Source organism: Rhodococcus sp. NBC_00294 (assembly GCF_036163995.1).
Classification (GTDB): Bacteria; Actinomycetota; Actinomycetes; order Mycobacteriales; family Mycobacteriaceae; genus Rhodococcoides.
This window is the reverse complement of record NZ_CP108043.1, coordinates 959431-976636: the sequence shown is the minus strand read 5'-3', so window position 1 is coordinate 976636 and position 17206 is coordinate 959431. Positions and strand designations below refer to the sequence as shown.

18 protein-coding genes are annotated in these 17206 nt (G+C 66.9%); 9 read left to right on the top strand and 9 right to left on the bottom strand.

Annotated features, from left to right (window positions below):
* The first annotated feature begins 5 nt into the window (after positions 1-5).
* Both trxA and OHB23_RS04620 read left to right on the top strand, forming a co-directional pair.
* The gene (gene trxA / locus OHB23_RS04625) at positions 6-338 is read left to right on the top strand and encodes a thioredoxin (protein ID WP_027505953.1); all 333 of its coding nucleotides are present in this window, start codon (positions 6-8) and stop codon (positions 336-338) included.
* Between the two features lie 187 nt (positions 339-525).
* Positions 526-1710: an N-acetylmuramoyl-L-alanine amidase gene (locus OHB23_RS04620; protein WP_027505952.1), complete on the top strand. Its 1185-nt coding sequence runs from the start codon at positions 526-528 to the stop codon at positions 1708-1710.
* A gap of 30 nt (positions 1711-1740) precedes the next feature.
* On the opposite strand, the gene OHB23_RS04615 is transcribed toward OHB23_RS04620, so the two are convergent.
* The 9 genes from OHB23_RS04615 to rpmH all read right to left on the bottom strand — a co-directional run bounded on the left by OHB23_RS04615 (position 1741) and on the right by rpmH (position 8343).
* Positions 1741-2451, bottom strand: coding sequence for a hypothetical protein (locus OHB23_RS04615; RefSeq protein ID WP_056440849.1), 711 nt, complete (start codon positions 2449-2451; stop codon positions 1741-1743).
* A 212-nt stretch (positions 2452-2663) separates the two neighbouring features.
* On the bottom strand, positions 2664-3656 hold the full coding sequence (locus OHB23_RS04610) for a ParB/RepB/Spo0J family partition protein (protein ID WP_222632466.1): 993 nt from the start codon (positions 3654-3656) through the stop codon (positions 2664-2666).
* The gene (locus OHB23_RS04605; RefSeq protein ID WP_027505949.1) at positions 3653-4648 is read right to left on the bottom strand and encodes a ParA family protein; all 996 of its coding nucleotides are present in this window, start codon (positions 4646-4648) and stop codon (positions 3653-3655) included. The genes OHB23_RS04610 and OHB23_RS04605 overlap by 4 nt, the downstream gene beginning before the upstream one ends.
* A gap of 37 nt (positions 4649-4685) precedes the next feature.
* Positions 4686-5390 carry a 16S rRNA (guanine(527)-N(7))-methyltransferase RsmG gene (rsmG, locus tag OHB23_RS04600; protein ID WP_027505948.1) on the bottom strand — a complete coding sequence of 235 codons (705 nt, stop codon included), beginning with the start codon at positions 5388-5390 and terminating at the stop codon, positions 4686-4688.
* 188 nt (positions 5391-5578) lie between these two features.
* The gene (locus tag OHB23_RS04595) at positions 5579-6184 is read right to left on the bottom strand and encodes a Jag family protein (protein WP_081821301.1); all 606 of its coding nucleotides are present in this window, start codon (positions 6182-6184) and stop codon (positions 5579-5581) included.
* A gap of 71 nt (positions 6185-6255) precedes the next feature.
* Complete coding sequence (gene yidC, locus OHB23_RS04590; RefSeq protein WP_027505946.1) at positions 6256-7359, bottom strand: membrane protein insertase YidC; 1104 nt, start codon at positions 7357-7359, stop codon at positions 6256-6258.
* Positions 7360-7363: 4 nt separating this feature from the next.
* A complete protein-coding gene (yidD, locus tag OHB23_RS04585; RefSeq protein ID WP_037186004.1) occupies positions 7364-7687 on the bottom strand; it encodes a membrane protein insertion efficiency factor YidD in 324 nt (107 codons plus the stop codon).
* Positions 7688-7752: 65 nt separating this feature from the next.
* Positions 7753-8175, bottom strand: a complete 423-nt coding sequence (gene rnpA, locus OHB23_RS04580; protein ID WP_051613399.1) for a ribonuclease P protein component — start codon at positions 8173-8175, stop codon at positions 7753-7755.
* A gap of 24 nt (positions 8176-8199) precedes the next feature.
* Positions 8200-8343, bottom strand: a complete 144-nt coding sequence (gene rpmH / locus OHB23_RS04575) for a 50S ribosomal protein L34 (protein ID WP_027505944.1) — start codon at positions 8341-8343, stop codon at positions 8200-8202.
* 549 nt (positions 8344-8892) lie between these two features.
* Here rpmH and dnaA point away from each other — a divergent pair.
* From dnaA to OHB23_RS04540, 7 genes are all read left to right on the top strand, one after another.
* Positions 8893-10455, top strand: a complete 1563-nt coding sequence (gene dnaA / locus OHB23_RS04570) for a chromosomal replication initiator protein DnaA (protein WP_027505943.1) — start codon at positions 8893-8895, stop codon at positions 10453-10455.
* 498 nt (positions 10456-10953) lie between these two features.
* On the top strand, positions 10954-12138 hold the full coding sequence (dnaN, locus tag OHB23_RS04565) for a DNA polymerase III subunit beta (RefSeq protein ID WP_027505942.1): 1185 nt from the start codon (positions 10954-10956) through the stop codon (positions 12136-12138).
* Between the two features lie 46 nt (positions 12139-12184).
* Positions 12185-13090: a phosphogluconate dehydrogenase (NAD(+)-dependent, decarboxylating) gene (gene gnd / locus OHB23_RS04560; RefSeq protein ID WP_027505941.1), complete on the top strand. Its 906-nt coding sequence runs from the start codon at positions 12185-12187 to the stop codon at positions 13088-13090.
* Positions 13091-14356, top strand: a complete 1266-nt coding sequence (gene recF, locus OHB23_RS04555) for a DNA replication/repair protein RecF (protein WP_222632468.1) — start codon at positions 13091-13093, stop codon at positions 14354-14356.
* Positions 14353-14898: a DUF721 family protein gene (locus OHB23_RS04550; RefSeq protein WP_027505939.1), complete on the top strand. Its 546-nt coding sequence runs from the start codon at positions 14353-14355 to the stop codon at positions 14896-14898. The genes recF and OHB23_RS04550 overlap by 4 nt, the downstream gene beginning before the upstream one ends.
* Before the next feature lie 154 nt (positions 14899-15052).
* The gene (locus OHB23_RS04545) at positions 15053-15916 is read left to right on the top strand and encodes a metal-dependent hydrolase (RefSeq protein ID WP_231476351.1); all 864 of its coding nucleotides are present in this window, start codon (positions 15053-15055) and stop codon (positions 15914-15916) included.
* 26 nt (positions 15917-15942) lie between these two features.
* Positions 15943-17037 (top strand): PDR/VanB family oxidoreductase, encoded by a 1095-nt coding sequence (locus tag OHB23_RS04540; RefSeq protein ID WP_222632697.1) that lies wholly within the window; start codon positions 15943-15945, stop codon positions 17035-17037.
* Positions 17038-17206: the final 169 nt, after the last annotated feature.

The window sequence follows — 17206 nt, the reverse complement described above, 5'->3', positions numbered from 1 at the left end:
AGAACATGACCGACAAGAACACCGTCACCATCAGTGACGACACCTTCGCCACCGAGGTCCTGCAGAGCGAGAAGCCCGTCCTGGTCGACTTCTGGGCGACGTGGTGCGGACCGTGCAAGATGGTCGCACCGGTGCTCGAGGAGATCGCCGGAGAGCACGCGGACAAGATCACCGTCGCCAAGCTCGACATCGATGCGAATCCGCAGGCAGCGCGTGACTTCAAGGTGATGTCCATCCCCACCATGATCCTGTTCCAGAACGGTGAGCCCGTGAAGACCATCGTCGGAGCCAAGGGTAAGGCCGCGCTGCTGCGCGACCTGGACGGCGTCCTCGCCTGACCTGACATTCCCGCACCACCACACGCCCGGCCTGTCCATGACACGCCGGGCGTGTGTGCGTTCTGCGGCCGGGACGATTGTGGGAGGAGCATGATCTTCTGAGACAATCGTCCATCAGGAACACCCACCGGGGACGTGTACCGCCGGTCGCCGTTGCGACCGGTCACGAAGAAGGGTCGACGACAGTATGAAGCCACTCCGCCACGGCGATCGAGGTCCAGCCGTCGCGGAGGTCCGGGACATCCTCTCGGGTCTCGGCTTCCTGCCTCCCTCGGCCGCGGTGGACGGCGACACTGCCTGGGCGGAGCCGGACGTCCTGTTCGACGCCGCTCTCGACGAGGCCGTCCGCGCGTTCCAACAGCAGCGCGGCCTCCTGGTCACCGGCGAGGTCGACACCGCCACGTACCGCTCGGTGAAGGAGGCATCCTTCCGACTCGGCGCCCGCACCCTGATCTACCAGCTCTCCGCTCCGCTGTACGGCGACGACGTCGCCACCCTGCAGCGTCGCCTGCAGGACCTCGGGTTCTACAACGGACGGGTCGACGGCTACTTCGGTGGCGAGACGCACGAGGGTCTGTCGTCCTTCCAGAGCGAGATCGGACTGTCGCCCGACGGCATCTGTGGACCCGCCACCCTGCGTGCCCTCGACCTGCTCGGCACCAGGGTCACCGGCGGATCGCCGCACGCGATCTCCGAGGAGGAGCTCGTCCGTCGGTCGGGACCGCAGCTGACGGGCAAGCGCATCGTGATCGACCCGGGACTGGGTGGCGTGAACTCCGGCATGGTCGTCCAGACCCCCGACGGTCCGCTGACCGAGGAGGCGATCCTGTGGGATCTCGCCGGACGGCTCGAGGGGCGCATGGCGGCGACCGGTATGGAGACGTACCTGTCGCGTGCCCGGTCCGCGGATCCCAGCACGGCTGAGCGTGCCGAGACCGCCAACGGTATCGGCGCCGACCTCATGATCTCGCTGCGCTGCAGCAGCTACCCGTCGCCGGTGGCGCACGGTGTGGCCAGCTTCCACTTCGGCAATTCACACGGCTCCGCGTCGCTCATCGGTCAGGTGCTCACCAGCTACATCCAGCGTGAGATCGTGGCACGGACCTCGTTGCAGGACTGCCGGAGTCACGGTCGCACGTGGGACCTGCTGCGTCTGACCAACATGCCGACCGTGCAGCTCGAGCTGGGTTACCTCACCAGCCACGAGGACGTCGAAGTACTCGCCGATCCGCGGATGCGCGACATCATCGCGGAGGCCGTGCTCGTCGCGGTGAAGCGCCTGTATCTCCTCGGCCAGGACGATCAGCCGACGGGAACGTTCACCTTCGCCGAGCTGCTCGCCTACGAGCTGTCTGTCGCCGAGGGCGCCTGACACTCCTCCGTCCGGCCGGCCGGACGTCGCTCAGCGAGCCCCGACGGGCACGCGAGCATCGGCTTCCACCACGGTGAGTGCTGCAGCCTCCAGCAACCGCTCGAGCGCAGCCTCCACGTCTTCCTTCCACCCATGGTCCCGATCGAGCTCCAACCGGAGCCGCGGGAACCGGTGATGCGGAGCCACGACCTCGAAGCCGTACTTCTCGAGGAAGTCGGCGTCGATCATGCAGGTCGCCTCCCCGCACGGCGGGGTGTCGATGAGGGACCGGCGTTCGTCGACCTCGGAATCCTCGAGCCGGACTCCGAACGCCTCGAGAGCTCGCACACCACGGTTGACGAGATCGCGCACCACTGCGTGCAGGAGCGTGTCCCGAATTCCGTCACCGTCCTCCGCGGACAGCGGTGAGTAGAGCGACGTCAGCAGGACTGCATCCGGGCTGACCGGTGCGGTGGGGAAGTGCGCGACTCGGGGCACGGCGCCGGGAGGTGCGTACAGAGCGCACCCCACCGAGTCGGAGGATGCCGGTACATCGGCGCCCGCGACATCGGTGGCGACCTGTCCGCACGGACCCCACTCGAGCATGACCATCGACAGCCACGCTTCCTTCTCGAATTCGGTGTCGACGAGAGTTGCCGTGGAGGGGGCCGCGGGATCCATGGTCCAGAAGACGCACTGGCGGTCGTGTGCCGGCAGCGCATCGAATCCGCCGAGGGTGAGTGTGGAGACGACGATCGACACGCGTTGACTCAGCCTCCGTACCCCGACTCGCGGCGGCGACGAGCCTCCGCGACTGTGTGTGCCCCTTCAGGATAAGCGATAGGCCTCTCCCGAGGACACCACGTCGCCCGCCAGACGAAAGTCGAAGCAGTGCACTGACTTTCGGTTTCGATGGCGAAGTTACGTCACAGTGACGAAAGGAGCGGGGGTGGCCATACCCGCGATCGACGCGGTCACGACGACTTCTGGCGTTCCATCATCTCCACGATGCGCTGAAGGTCGTCCACCGAGCCGAACTCGACCACGATCTTGCCTTTACGCTTGCCGAGGCTCACGGTGACACGGGTGTCGAACGATTCGGAGAGCCGCTCCGCGACGTCCTGCAGACCCGGCATCTGGATCGGCTTGCGTTTCGGAGCCGGGGCCGGCGCAGCCGGATCCTCCCGATTCGCGAGAGTCACCGCCTCTTCGGTGGCTCGCACCGACATGCCCTCGGCCACGATGCGTGCCGCCAACTCCTCCTGTGCCGCGGCGCCCGCCTCGAGCGACAACAGTGCTCGAGCGTGACCGGCGGACAGAACGCCCGCCGCCACGCGCCTCTGTACGGGAATGGGGAGCCGCAGAAGCCTGATCATGTTGGTGATGACGGGGCGTGATCGACCCAGCCGCGCAGCGAGCTGATCGTGCGTCACGTCGAACTCCTCGAGGAGCTGCTGGTACGCAGCCGCCTCTTCGAGGGGGTTCAGCTGGACCCGATGAATGTTCTCGAGGAGCGCGTCGCGGAGGAGCGTGTCGTCGGCTGTCTCGCGCACGATCGCCGGAATCGCGTCGAGTCCGGCTTCCTGGCTCGCCCGCCATCGGCGCTCACCCATGACCAACTGGTAGCGATCGTCGCCGATCTGGCGGACCACGATCGGCTGCATGAGGCCGAACTCGCGGATCGAGTGCACCAGTTCGTCGAGCGCTTCCTGCTCGAACACCGAGCGCGGCTGCTTCGGATTCGGTTCGATCTTGCTGGGTGCGATCTCCCGATAGACCGCGCCGGCGGGCGAGAGGTCGTCCTCCACGATGGACGGCGGAGTGGGGGACGGAGCCGTCGCCGTGCGGGACTCGCCACCGATGACGACGTCCGCGGCCGCCGATCCCAGGCCGGAACTCTGACCGGGGGATGTCGGTATGAGAGCCGCCAGACCGCGGCCGAGACCGCCCTTCTTGGTCGAACTCATGCCGTTCCCTCCGTTGCTGCGTTCATGCTCGCGCTCCGCGCTGCCATCTCACGCCCCGCGTCGAGATAGGACATGGCGCCACGTGAACCCGGGTCGTAGTCCAAGACGGTCATTCCGTATCCGGGAGCTTCGGAGACCTTCACGCTGCGAGGAATCACCGACTTGAGTACGGCATCACCGAAGTGCTTGCGCACCTCGTCGGCCACCTGGTCGGCGAGCTTGGTTCGGCCGTCGTACATCGTGAGGATCACGGTGGACACGTGCAGACGCGGATTGAGGTGCGCCTGGACCAACTCGATGTTGCGCAGCAGCTGACCGACGCCTTCCAGTGCGTAGTACTCGCACTGGATGGGGATGAGCACCTCCGTTGCCGCGACCATCGCGTTGACGGTCAGGAGTCCGAGCGACGGCGGGCAGTCGATGAGGACGAAGTCGATCTGCAGATCGTCGAGCGCCGCGCTGGACAACGCGGTCTTGAGTCGACCTTCGCGAGCCACCATGGAGACCAGCTCGATCTCGGCGCCTGCCAGATCGATCGTCGCCGGGATGCACATCAGGCGATCGTTCTTCGGGCTGCGTTGAATGGCCTCCACGGCGGTGATCTCACCGAGGAGCAGCTCGTAGCTGGACGGGGTGCCCGACGTGTGGACGGCGCCGAGAGCCGTGGACGCATTGCCCTGGGGATCCAGATCGACGACCAGAACAGACAGTCCTTGCACAGCGAGTGCCGCGGCGATGTTCACCGCCGTCGTCGTCTTGCCGACGCCGCCCTTCTGGTTGGCGATCGTCAGCACTCTCCGAACCGGGGGTCGCGGCAGAGCGACGCCGCTCTTGTGCAGAACCTGGCTCGCGCGCTGCGCCGCCGCACCGATGGGGGTGTCGTCCGACGTGATGGGGGAGTAGCCGTAGGACTCCGATGCCGATCGTGTTTCACGTGAAACGTCGACGGCGGGTGTTTCACGTGAAACAGCGGCTTCGGATTCACCCGACATGACTTGCTCCTTCGACAACGATCGATCCACGCAGACGTCAGCGTGAGCCGGCGGAGAACTTGGGGACGCGGTTACCACGCACAGCGCGCTCCGCGCGTACAACGATAGTCGGTGTGGGAACGACGCCCTCACCACACTGCAACACCTGGAAGTTCTTTGCGCCTATCCGCGTGAGCGTCCCGGAGTCGCGATCGATCTCCTCCTGCGCCGTGCTGCCCTTCAAGGCGAGCATCACGCCGCCCTCGTGCACGAGGGGCAGGGACCAGCGCGCCAACTTCTCCAACGGGGCAACCGCACGCGACGTGACGATGTCACAACCGCCGGCTTCTTTGATGACACCCGGCTGCTCGGCTCGTCCGCGCACCACCGTCACGTCGAGACCGAGTTGCTCCACGATCTCTGCGAGATACACCGTGCGGCGTAGGAGCGGCTCGACGAGGAACACGGACAGATCCGGTCGAGCGATCGCAAGCGGGATCCCTGGCAGCCCGGCGCCACTGCCGACGTCGACAACGCTGGCGCCCTCGGGGATGAGCTCTCCGATCACGGCGCAATTCAGGAGATGACGCTCCCACAGCCGGGGAACCTCGCGCGGACCGATCAATCCTCTGACGACACCGTCACCCTTCAGGGAGTCGTAGTACGCCCGAGCCGTATCGGCACGGTCACCGAACACTCGAACGATGGCATCGTCGACCCACGCTGGAGTCGCGGACTCTTCCTCATGTTCCACGTGAAACATCCTCTCGCGTCGTCCTGGGTGGTCGTGAACCACACTCGTGTAATTCTGCTGACGCCGGGCGCCACGCGCTGGAGGCAGTCTAGTGACGACCGCAGACATTCCTCACCCGCCGAGACGTCGTCCGACCCCGGGCACGAGAAAGGGGCGCGGTCCGTGGACCGCGCCCCTTTGTCGACTCCGTCGTCAGATCACTCCTTGACGACGACCACGTGTCGATTCGGCTCGACGCCGTCACTCTCACTCGTCACACCGGCGATCGTCGCCACAGCGTCGTGCACGATCTTGCGCTCGAACGGGGTCATCGGCTCCAGAGGTTCGCTGTCACCGGACGCCGCGACGCGCTCGGCGGCCTCGGTTCCCAGTCGCGTCAACTCCTCGCGGCGGCCCGCACGCCATCCGGCCACATCGAGCATCAGCTTGCTGCGGTCGCCCGTCGACTGCTGCACAGCGAGACGCGTCAGTTCCTGCAGGGCGTCGAGTACCTCACCCTTGCGACCGACCAGCTTGTTGAGATCCTTGCCGCCGTCGATGCTGACGACTGCACGGTCACCCTCCACGTCGAGGTCGATGTCGCCGTCGAAATCGAGGACGTCGAGCAACTGCTCCAGGTAGTCGCCCGCGATCTCGCCCTCTTCGACGAGGTAGTCCTCGGCGTCACCCTCGGGCTCGTCCGCCTCTGTGTCTGATTCCGGGGTCACGGGAGCAGCGGCCACCACGGTGTCGTCTGCCGAGGCCTCGACCTCGGGTGTGCTCTGCTCGTCCGTCTTCGAATCGATGGTCACGTTGTCGTCCATTTCCGTTCGCACTCGTATCACTTCACGTGGTTCTGGTCCGCGGGCGGACCGGCAGGGTCACGACGGCCGGATCAGCGGCGCTTCTGCTGCTTGGGTCGCACCTTGCCGGGAGGAGTCTTCTTCTTCCGAGGAGTGGTGGCGCCGTTGGTGGCCGCGGTGCCCGGTGTCGGGTTCGACTCCGATGATGCCGTGTCACTGCCGGTGTCCGTGGTCGATTCTGCCGCGACGGCGCGGGTGGGCTTGGCTCCCGGTGCCGGCTTCTTCTTCAGAGCGTCAGGGCGCGCACCGGGCTTCGGAGCGTTCTCGTTCCGGCGCTCCAGAGCGGCTTCCTTCTTCGCCGCCTCTTCCTTGTCGATGCGACCGAAGACGAGGTGCTGCTGCGCGTAGGTCCACACGTTGTTGCTCACCCAGTACAGGAGGATGGCCACGGGGAGGAACGGGCCACCGACGAGCACGCCGAGCGGGAACACGTACAGGGCGAGCTTGTTCATGATCGCGGACTGCGGGTTGGCCGCAGCTGCCTCGCTCTGACGCGCCACCGACGCGCGCGAGTTCAGGTGGGTCGCGATGCTGGCGATGATCATCAGCGGGATCGAGACGGCGAGGATCGGACCGATCGACGGGATGCCGCCGAACGGCTCGAACGCGCGCAGCTGCGACTCGGGTGACGTGATGGCCGCCGAGATGGGCGCACCGAACAGACGTGCCGACAGGAAGGACTGGACGTCCTCGACGCTGAAGAAGTAGTTCGGAGTCTCGGCGTTGACCTCCGGGCTCAGACCCAGCTGCCCGATTCCGGTGCCGGTGCGGTTGAACGACCGGAGCACGTGGAACAGGCCGATGAACACCGGCGCCTGTGCGAGCACGGGGAGGCAACCCATGATCGGGTTGAAGCCGTGCTCCTTCTGGAGCTTCTGCATCTCCACGGCCAGCTTTTGACGGTCCTTGCCGTACTTCTTCTGCAGAGCCTTGATCTGCGGCTGAAGTTCCTGCATCTGGCGCGTCGTCCGCACCTGCTTGACGAAGGGCTTGTAGAGGATCAGACGCAGTGTGAAGACGAGGAACACCACGGACAGCGCCCAGGCGAAACCGCTGTCCGCGCCGAGCACGGCGCCGAACACTTTGTGCCAGACCCAGAGAATTCCGGATACCGGGTAGTAGATGAAGTCGAGCACGGCTCTATGTACTCCTCTGTTGATTCACCCTCACGGGGTCACGAGACTGCGGGCAAGCGTGGTCGGTGTCGGTGGGCACCGCGTCGGCACCACCCCGGAGACGACGCGGGGGTGGAACGGGATCCCACCCACCAGGGTGCCAGGGCGCGCACTTCAGGAGGCGGACGACCGCCAGAACGGCACCGACGACGAACCCACGGGTGCGGAGCGCCTCCACGGCGTACTCACTGCACGTCGGCGTGAATCGACACGTCGGAAGGCGAAGAGGGGAGATGTAGGACCGGTACCCCTCGATGATGAGGATGACCGATCGGGCCGGGAGAGACATCAGCCGACGCAGGAGGCTCCGGTCGGACGCAGGCTCGACCGGGACCGGATTCGCGGACTCCGTCATCACGTCTCGGACCGGCCGAGGGCGCGGGGGCGCTCGGCGGGAACCGGGTGAGAGGAGTTCATCGCGCGCATCGCTCCGAGTCGTCGCAGACCCGACGCCAGCTGGCGTTCGAGTTCGGAGGACGCCGCGGTCGCTGCTCCGGGCAGTGCCCGCACGACCACGTCGACATCCGACTCGACGAGAGGAAGCATCGAGCTGCAGATATGACGAAGCCGGCGTGCGACTCTGTGTCGAGTCACCGCCGGCCCCACTGCTTTACTGACCACGAGCCCGAAACGCGGGTGTCCGGAAGAGACGAGAGCGTTCTCGTCCCCCCGGAACCTCAGGTGCACGACGATGTCGTGGCGTCCTGTACGGCGGCCCCGGCGCACCGTCGCCTGGAAATCCGACGACTGGTGCAGCCGATGCTGCTCAGGTAACACCCGAGCGTTCCGGTTACCGGGAAATCAGGCGGTCAGCGACGCGCGGCCCTTGCCGCGACGAGCCGACACGATCGCGCGACCGGCACGCGTGCGCATGCGCAGACGGAAACCGTGCACGCGTGCACGACGACGGTTGTTCGGCTGGAACGTCCGCTTGCCCTTGGCCACGGTGGTACTCCTCGAGATATCGGCAGTCCCGAGGACTGCCGGTGGTGTGCTGATGGTCGCGAGTTCGGCGAACTCGAGTTCGGTGGCCACTCGCGCAGGAGAACGGCAGGACCGATCCACGCATGTCGCGGGTGACCGTTCGAGGGTACTGACGGCGTCGAACGAGGTCAAACCGCGCTACCCCGGGGACGGTGCTCCTGTCACGATGACACGCCTCGAGCACGACGACGACCTCGCGGAGGCAGGAGAGGACCGTTCGTCTTGTTGTGCACCGACGAGCCTGCTAACTTCGCTGTGCGGGTGACGACGTCTCGCCCCGTCGGTGGGGATCTCTCACCAAGGCTCTGCATCGCCGCAGGTCAGAACGCCGCTGCTCCGGGCCGTCTCCGTGCGAGATGCCGTCGAGCTACACCGGTGTCGTTTGTCCACAGCTGTGGATAATTATGTGGAAACACAGGTCGGGTGGCATATTCGTGTCGTCGGCGGGGCCCTCGAGGCACCGCAGCATCATCGACGGCCGCGGTCACGCCACGGCCCTGGGGAGGCACCGTGGAGGACGATCCGGACGTCTTGGCCGCTGTATGGCCGAGCGTCGTCGCCGAGCTCACCGCGGAGTCGAATTCCGGGTCCTCCCTGTCTCGCGCCCAGAAGGCGTGGCTCGCTCTCGTCCGCCCCATCACTCTGGCGCAAGGTTTCGCTCTGCTCTCGGTTCCGTCGCCGATCGCGCAGGAGGCGGTCGAGCGCGGTCTGCGTGAACCCATCCTCGCGGCCCTCGGTCGCCACCTCGACCGCCCGGTCGAGGGGCTTGGTGTCCGGCTGGCGCCCGGAGCCGACGCCGACCTCTCGGACGTTCCCACGCCCGTCGACACCGAACGTCGCCCCGACACCGCACACAGTGCACCCGTGTATCGCCGGCGCCTGCTCACCGAGTCCACCGCGGGCGAGCCGTCCGACTCCGAGAGCAGTGACTACGGCGATCACGAGGAGGTCGACGACGACCGGGACGCTCTGACCAGCGTCCAGAACTCGTGGCCCACCTCGTACACGGTGCCGCCGCGCTCGACGTCCACTCCGACGGGCAGCACCAGCCTCAACGCGAAGTACACGTTCGACACCTTCGTCATCGGCGCCTCCAACCGGTTCGCCCACGCGGCCGCCGTCGCCATCGCGGAGGCTCCGGCGCGGGCGTACAACCCGCTGTTCGTCTGGGGTGCGTCCGGACTGGGGAAGACGCACCTGCTGCACGCCGCCGGCCACTACGCCCAACGTCTGTTTCCCGGCATGCGTGTGAAGTACGTGTCCACCGAGGAGTTCACCAACGACTTCATCAACAGCCTTCGAGACGACCGCAAGGTGGCGTTCAAGCGCCGCTACCGCGAGACGGACGTCCTGCTGGTCGACGACATCCAGTTCATCGAGGGCAAGGAAGGTATCCAGGAGGAGTTCTTCCACACCTTCAACACGCTGCACAACGCGAACAAGCAGATCGTGGTCTCCTCCGACCGGCCGCCCAAGCAGCTCGCGACCCTCGAGGAACGACTGCGCACCCGCTTCGAGTGGGGCCTCATCACCGACGTGCAACCGCCCGAGCTCGAGACGCGTATCGCGATCCTGAGCAAGAAGGCGCAGATGGACCGCCTCGACGTGCCCCACGAGGTGCTCGAACTCATCGCCAGCCGGATCGAGCGGAACATCCGTGAGCTCGAGGGCGCGCTCATCCGAGTCACGGCCTTCGCGTCGCTCAACGGGCACAACCTGGACACCGCGCTCGCCGAGGCCGTTCTCCGAGATCTGATGCCGGACTCGACGGGACTGGAGATCACGGCGGCGACGATCATGGCCGTCACCGCGGAGTACTTCGACACCTCGATCGAGGAACTGTGCGGCCCCGGCAAGGCCCGCGCGCTGGCGCAGGCGCGACAGATCGCGATGTATCTGTGCCGCGAGCTGACCGATCTGTCGCTGCCCAAGATCGGTCAGACGTTCGGCCGTGACCACACCACCGTCATGTACGCCGACAAGAAGATCCGCAAGGAGATGGCCGAGCGGCACCGTACGTACAACCAGGTGCAGGAGCTCACCGCTCGCGTGAAGCAGCGCTCCAAGCGCTGACCCCTCCGAGTGTGCACGGCCGTTCGACTCGCCCCCGCGGCGATGCGGGCGGCCGTTCTCGTCGGTACGGAGCCCCGAACGGAGACGAGTTCGGCCGTAATCCGGGCCGGTTCTGCTCGATACACACCTGTGGACAACTGTGTGAATAACGTGGATACCCCGGGGATGAAATCTGTAGTTCGCGCCGAGTCCACCGTCCGTCCACATGTGACCCGCACCGAGCCCGTCGTGATGCCCGGGTTCATCCTCGAGCCGCCACGCCGTGCCACCAGCACCGGACAGGGTCGGTCCACAGATTCCACAGGACCTATGACTACTGCTTGTATTTCTTCCTAGGAACATCTCTTTGAAAACAGGGTGGGGACGGATCCATTCACAACCGCCTCCGAGGCCTCGGATCGAGACGAACCCCGACTTTTCAGCACGCGCTCGAGGGCATACGGTGTGGTTTGCCCACCGACTCGTGTGGAGCAGGTCAGCGAGAGGATCAACCGGGCGATGGAGCTTGGCAGTGTGAAGTTTCGAGTTGCTCGAGAAGATTTCTCCGATTCGGTGGCCTGGGTGGCGCGTTCACTCCCGTCCCGTCCCGCCGTTCCCGTCCTCGGCGGTGTGCTGCTGTCGGTCGACGACTCCGGACTGACGGTCTCCGGCTTCGACTACGAGGTGTCGGCCCAGGTACGCGTTCCCGTGGAGGTCGCCGGTGGAGGCCAGGTGCTCGTGTCGGGCAAGCTGCTCGCCGACATCACGCGTTCGCTGCCGAACAAGCCGGTCGACGTCTCGGTCGACGGGACCAAGGTGCTCATCACGTGCGGCAGTGCCAAGTTCTCTCTTCCCACGATGCCGGTGGAGGACTACCCGCAACTCCCCGAACTGCCGTCGCAGACGGGCACCGTCCCGGTCGACGTGTTCGCCGAGGCCATCAGCCAGGTGGCCATCGCCGCGGGCCGTGACGACACGCTCCCGATGCTCACCGGTATCCGCATGGAGATCGACGGCGACTCCGTGGTGCTCGCCGCTACCGACCGGTTCCGTCTCGCCGTGCGCGAACTCGACTGGACTCCGGCCGCACCCGGCACGGCCGCCGCGGTCCTCATCCCCGCCAAGACCCTGTCCGAGTCCGCGAAAAGCATTGGTGGCGGCGCGGAATCGGGCGTCGAGCTCGCTCTGGGCTCCGCATCGCACATCGGCAACGACGGCCTCCTGGGCATCGTCAGCGACGGCCGCCGCACCACCACCCGTCTGCTCGACGCAGAGTTCCCGAAGTTCCGGCAGTTGCTGCCGTCCGAGCACACCGCGGTCGCCAGCGTGCCCATCGCTCCCCTCCTCGAGGCCATCAAGCGTGTCGCTCTGCTCGCCGAGCGTGGGGCGCAGGTCCGCCTCGAGTTCTCGGCCGACACGGTCACTCTGTCCGCCGGCGGCGACGATGCAGGCCGGGCCGAGGAGTCGATCGAGGCGAACTTCCAGGGCGAGCCCCTGGTGATCGCGTTCAATCCCGGGTATCTCATCGACGGTCTCAACTCGCTGCACTCCGAGCGGGTGTCCTTCGGGTTCACCACACCGAGCCGGCCCGCAGTGCTGCGCCCGGCGGGTGAGGACGAGCTCGAGCCGGACGAGACCGGAACGTTCAGCGCACCGAAGAGTGCGTACACGTACCTGCTCATGCCGGTACGCCTTCCGGGCTGAGTCGCTCGCGAGGCACCGGCGCAGGTCCATCGAAAGGAAGCCACGCATGAACATCGGGTTGGTCGGTCTCGGCAAGATGGGCTTCAACATGCGTGAGCGCCTGCGGCGCCACGACATCGAGGTCACCGGTTACGATCCGCGGCCGGAGGTCACCGACGTCGAGTCGCTCGAGGCCCTCGCCGCCGCGCTCCCCGCTCCCCGCATCGTCTGGGTGATGGTGCCGTCCGGCCCCGTCACACGCGACACCGTCACCACTCTGGCCGGCGTGCTGTCCGAGGGCGACCTCGTGATCGACGGCGGCAACTCGCGCTTCACCGATGACGCGGTGCACGCGGAACTGTTGTCCGCGAAGGGCATCGGCTATGTCGACGCCGGCGTCTCGGGCGGCGTCTGGGGCCTGGAGAACGGGTACGGCCTCATGGTCGGCGGTGCTGCTGCGGACGTCGAGCGCGCCATGCCCGTGTTCGATGCGTTGCGTCCCGAGGGCGAGCGGGCGGACGGCTTCGTCCACGCCGGCCCGGTGGGCGCGGGTCACTACGCGAAGATGGTGCACAACGGTATCGAGTACGGCCTCATGCACGCCTACGCCGAGGGGTACGAGCTCCTCGCCGCGGAGGATCTCATCGAGGACGTCACCGGTGTGGTGCGTGCGTGGACCAAGGGCACCGTCGTACGGTCGTGGTTGCTCGATCTCCTGGTGAAGGCTCTGCAGGAAGATCCGGGATTCACCGACATCTCCGGCTACACACAGGATTCCGGTGAAGGACGCTGGACCGTCGAGGAGGCGATCCGACACTCGGTGCCGGCTCCCGTCATCTCCGCGGCACTGTTCGCGAGATTCGCGTCGCGACAGGTGGATTCGCCCGCCATGAAGGCGGTGTCCGCGCTGCGCAACCAGTTCGGTGGACACGCGGTGCAGCGTGCCCCCAACACGGAGAGCACCGGCGCGTAAGTGTTCGTCCGCTCGGCGACCCTGGTCGATTTTCGTTCCTGGCAACAACTCTCGGTGGATCTCGCGCCGGGGGTGACGGTGTTCGTCGGTCCCAACGGCCACGGGAAGACCAACATTCTCGAGGCACTGGGGTACGTCGCGACGCTGTCGTCGCACCGGGTGTCGGCCGATGCTCCGCTCATCCGGACGGGTGCGGAACGCGCTCTCGTGCGGGCGTCCGTCGTCAACCTCGGTCGCGAGCTCACCGTCGACGTGGAGATCAACGACGGGCGGGCGAATCGCGCTCGCATCAACACTTCTCCGGTGCGGCGGACACGGGAGGTGCTGGGCATCCTGAACACGGTGCTGTTCGCACCCGAGGATCTGGCGATGGTGCGCGGCGATCCGAGCGAGCGGCGCCGCTACCTCGATGAGCTGATCGTCGCGCGGTCTCCTCGAATGGCCGCTGTCCGTGCGGATTACGACCGCGTTCTCCGGCAGAGGTCCGCGCTACTCAAGAGCGCGAGCGGGGTTCTGCGACGCGGATCGTCGTCGAGCGACGGCGCGAACGCGTTGGCCACGCTCGACGTGTGGGACGGGCAGCTCGCCGGCTTCGGTGCCGAGATCGTGGAGCACCGGCTGCGCGCGGTACGCGACGTCGGTCCCTTCGTCGTCGACGCCTACCGCCGGATCGCACCGTCGTCGCGGCCTGCGGCCATCGCGTACCGGAGCAGTCTCGCCGACGCCATGCCCCCCGAGATGCTCGCGCTGGATCGAACGGAGGAACCGGACGACGTCGAGGTGCTCGAAGCAGCCTTCCTGCAACAGCTCTCGGTGATGCGGACACGGGAGATCGAACGCGGTGTCACCCTCGTCGGCCCGCATCGTGACGATCTCGACCTCGTACTCGGAACCGATCCTGCCAAGGGGTTCGCGAGTCACGGCGAGTCGTGGTCCTTCGCACTGTCCCTGCGGCTCGGCGCTTTCGAGTTGCTGCGTTCCGAGGGTTCGGATCCCGTGCTCCTCCTCGACGACGTCTTCGCCGAACTCGATCGTGCGCGGCGGACCGCCCTGGCGGGGGTCGCGGTGACGGCGGAGCAGGTGTTGGTGACCGCGGCAGTGCCCGAGGACGTGCCGCCCGAGTTGCGAGCGCGCCGCATGGACGTGCGTGCCCACGAGACCGAGGGTGCACGCAGATCGGAACTGACCGAGGTGTCCGGGTCGGATTCTGTCGGAGGCACGTCCGATACTGATGTCGACACGAGCCACGTGGAGGAGGAGTCATGACGGACGAGACGCCGTCCGGCAGCGATCCGGCCGAGCCCCCGCTGCGCGGAGCGGACATCGCGCGGCGTGCGCTCGAGAACGCGCGTGCGGCGGCCAAGGCCAACGGCAAGGCCGTGGGGCAGGGTCGCGCGTCGACGCAACGCCGGCCGCGACGGTCGCGCACCTGGTCCGGCTCGAGGCCCGACGACCGTGATCCGCAGGCACTCGGGTCGCTCGCGAAGACGCTCGCCGCGTCGCGTGGCTGGTCGGCGAAGGTGGACGAGGGCACGGTGCTCGGCCGGTGGCCCCAGGTGGTGGGTGAGGACATCGCGGCACACGCGGAGCCGGTGTCCGTCCGGGACGGCGTGCTGGCGGTGTCGGCGGAGTCCACGGCGTGGGCGACCCAGTTGCGGTTGATGCAGTCGCAGATCCTCGCGAAGATCGCCGCGTCCGTGGGCCACGGTGTGGTCACGTCGCTCCGTATCACCGGCCCGGCTGCGCCCAGTTGGAAGAAGGGCGACCGTCACGTGTCGGGTCGCGGACCTCGTGACACCTACGGGTGAACCCCCGGGCCCATTGATCGATGTCACGAGGGTGCGTAGCGTTTCACGGGGAAACGACCGGACGTGGTGATCGGGGACAGCGTCACGGTGGATCCGATCCGAACTCGCGCTCTGCGGCGAATGATCGAATGATCAGCCACGAAAGGACCCGATGATGAACGACGATCCAGGACCCGTCGTCCTGCAGGCGCGCAACGTCTCGTTCGACTGGGAGTCCATGCGCATGCACTACATGGACGGTGACCCCCTGGCCACGCACCTCATGAACGTGATGCACCTGTTCCTCCCCGAGGGCGAGGAGTGGTTCGTGCGCGTGTTCAAGGAGGCGCTGCCGTTGATCCACGACGAGAAGCTCCGCGCCGACGTGATCGGCTTCATCGGCCAGGAGGCCATGCACGCGCAGGCGCACTCCGGCATCCACACGTTCCTGGCCGACCAGGGCCTGGACCCGGCGCCGTACGTGAAGCAGATGGAGTACGTCTTCCGGGTCGCTCTCGACAAGAGGTCGACGAACACCAAGAACAGCCTCGTCGAGCGCCTGGCTCTCATCGCCGCCATCGAGCACCTCACGTCGTTCCTCGGCATGTGGGTGCTGACGGAGAAGGGCCTGGACGAGGCGGACGTGGATCCCCGCATGTTGGACCTCGTGCGCTGGCACGGGGCCGAGGAGGTGGAGCACCGCGCCGTGGCCTACGACGTGTTGCAGTACTTCGACACGCGTCGGTTCCGCCGCACGCGTACCTACCTTCTCGTCGCACCGACCGTCGTGGTCATGTGGGGCCGCGGTCTCCGCTTCCTCATGAAGAACGATCCGACGCTGACGGACGATCAGCGCAGCTACACGCTGAAGCAGATCAGGGCCGTCACGCAGCGCGGGTTGTTCCCCACCGCCAAGGCCGTCGGCAAGGCGTCCGTGCGGTACCTGCGGAAGGACTACCACCCGTCCAAGGAGGGATCCACCTCGTTGGCAGTCGCGTACCTCGCCACCTCCCCGGCGGCGAGGGCCGCCACGGTCTGATGGGCGATCGCACGTTCGCACGAGCCATGGCGGCCGTGCGCGAGTACCGCGCGTCCCGGACGATTCCCGAGGATCTGCTCGGCAAGGGCGGCATGGACGAATCGCTGGCGCAGATCACGGACGGGCTGGACAAGCTGTTCGCCATCCTGGATCACTCGAAGTACAAGGCGCGTGCGGCGCCGGTCCAGACGCGGACGCACACGATGGCGGTCTCCGAGCGTTTCACGCTGTGCCGGGACGAGAACGTGGTCGGGCTGACGCTTCGCCGAGTCGACGGCGGCGACGTCCCGCCGTGGCATCCGGGCAGCCACCTCGACCTCGTGCTCCCCTCGGGGCGTCGCCGGCAGTACTCGCTGTGCGGTGACCCGCTCGAGAAGGACGCGTACTCGATCGCGGTGCGACTGGTACCGGACGGCGGCGGCGGTTCGGCCGAGATGCACACCCTCGAGGTGGGAGACAGACTCTCGGTCACCGGTCCGCGCAACGCTTTTCCGTTCTACGCGTCCGGATCCGCGTTGTTCGTGGCCGGTGGTATCGGCATCACCGCGATCATCCCGATGGTGCGGCGGGCCCGTGCCCTCGGCATGGACTGGCATCTGGTCTACAGCGGACGCTCACGGCAGTCGATGCCGTTCCTCGACGAGGTGTCGACGTGGGACCAGGAGCGTGTGACCGTCCGGACCGACGACGTCGACGGGTTGCCCACCGCAGCGGATCTTCTCCGCCACGCGCCGGACGGCGGATCCGTCTACTGCTGCGGTCCGCCCCCGATGCTGGCTCTGGTGCGCGAGGGTGTCCCGGCGACGGGAGCGACGCGTCTGCACTACGAGCGGTTCTCGCCGCCGCCCGTCGTCGCCGGATCCCCGTTCAGTGTCGAACTCGCGTCCTCCGGGACGGTGCTCGACGTCGCGGCGGACCGGACGGCACTCGACGTGATCCGCGAGGTCGTCCCGGGTGTGCCGTACTCGTGCCGCCAGGGCTTCTGCGGAACGTGCAAGGTGAAGGTTCTGGCCGGCGCTCCCGAGCACCGGGACCGACGCCTCGCCGACGACGAGCGCGAGGATCACATGCTGATCTGTGTGTCGCGCTCCGCGGGCGAGCGGCTGACGCTCGATCTCTGACGCGCGGAGCCCTCGTACCCACGAAATGAACCGCGGAACACGAGAAAAGTCCGTCTCCGACGCAATGAGGGGCCGTTTCGGGTGTCGACGTGAGCCGCGACCCACGCTTTACCGGTACGATGGACCGGTAAAGACCACCGAGCGCGAGGGGCATGCGTCCCCGAGCGCA

Coding starts and splice junctions, on each gene's coding strand:
- trxA (WP_027505953.1), top strand. CDS start 6: ATGACCGACAAGAACACCGTCACCATCAGTGACGACACCTTCGCCACC.
- OHB23_RS04620 (WP_027505952.1), top strand. CDS start 526: ATGAAGCCACTCCGCCACGGCGATCGAGGTCCAGCCGTCGCGGAGGTC.
- OHB23_RS04610 (WP_222632466.1), bottom strand. CDS start 3,656: ATGAGTTCGACCAAGAAGGGCGGTCTCGGCCGCGGTCTGGCGGCTCTC.
- OHB23_RS04605 (WP_027505949.1), bottom strand. CDS start 4,648: ATGTCGGGTGAATCCGAAGCCGCTGTTTCACGTGAAACACCCGCCGTC.
- rsmG (WP_027505948.1), bottom strand. CDS start 5,390: ATGTTTCACGTGGAACATGAGGAAGAGTCCGCGACTCCAGCGTGGGTC.
- OHB23_RS04595 (WP_081821301.1), bottom strand. CDS start 6,184: ATGGACGACAACGTGACCATCGATTCGAAGACGGACGAGCAGAGCACA.
- yidD (WP_037186004.1), bottom strand. CDS start 7,687: ATGTCTCTCCCGGCCCGATCGGTCATCCTCATCATCGAGGGGTACCGG.
- dnaN (WP_027505942.1), top strand. CDS start 10,954: ATGGAGCTTGGCAGTGTGAAGTTTCGAGTTGCTCGAGAAGATTTCTCC.
- gnd (WP_027505941.1), top strand. CDS start 12,185: ATGAACATCGGGTTGGTCGGTCTCGGCAAGATGGGCTTCAACATGCGT.
- OHB23_RS04550 (WP_027505939.1), top strand. CDS start 14,353: ATGACGGACGAGACGCCGTCCGGCAGCGATCCGGCCGAGCCCCCGCTG.
- OHB23_RS04545 (WP_231476351.1), top strand. CDS start 15,053: ATGAACGACGATCCAGGACCCGTCGTCCTGCAGGCGCGCAACGTCTCG.
- OHB23_RS04540 (WP_222632697.1), top strand. CDS start 15,943: ATGGCGGCCGTGCGCGAGTACCGCGCGTCCCGGACGATTCCCGAGGAT.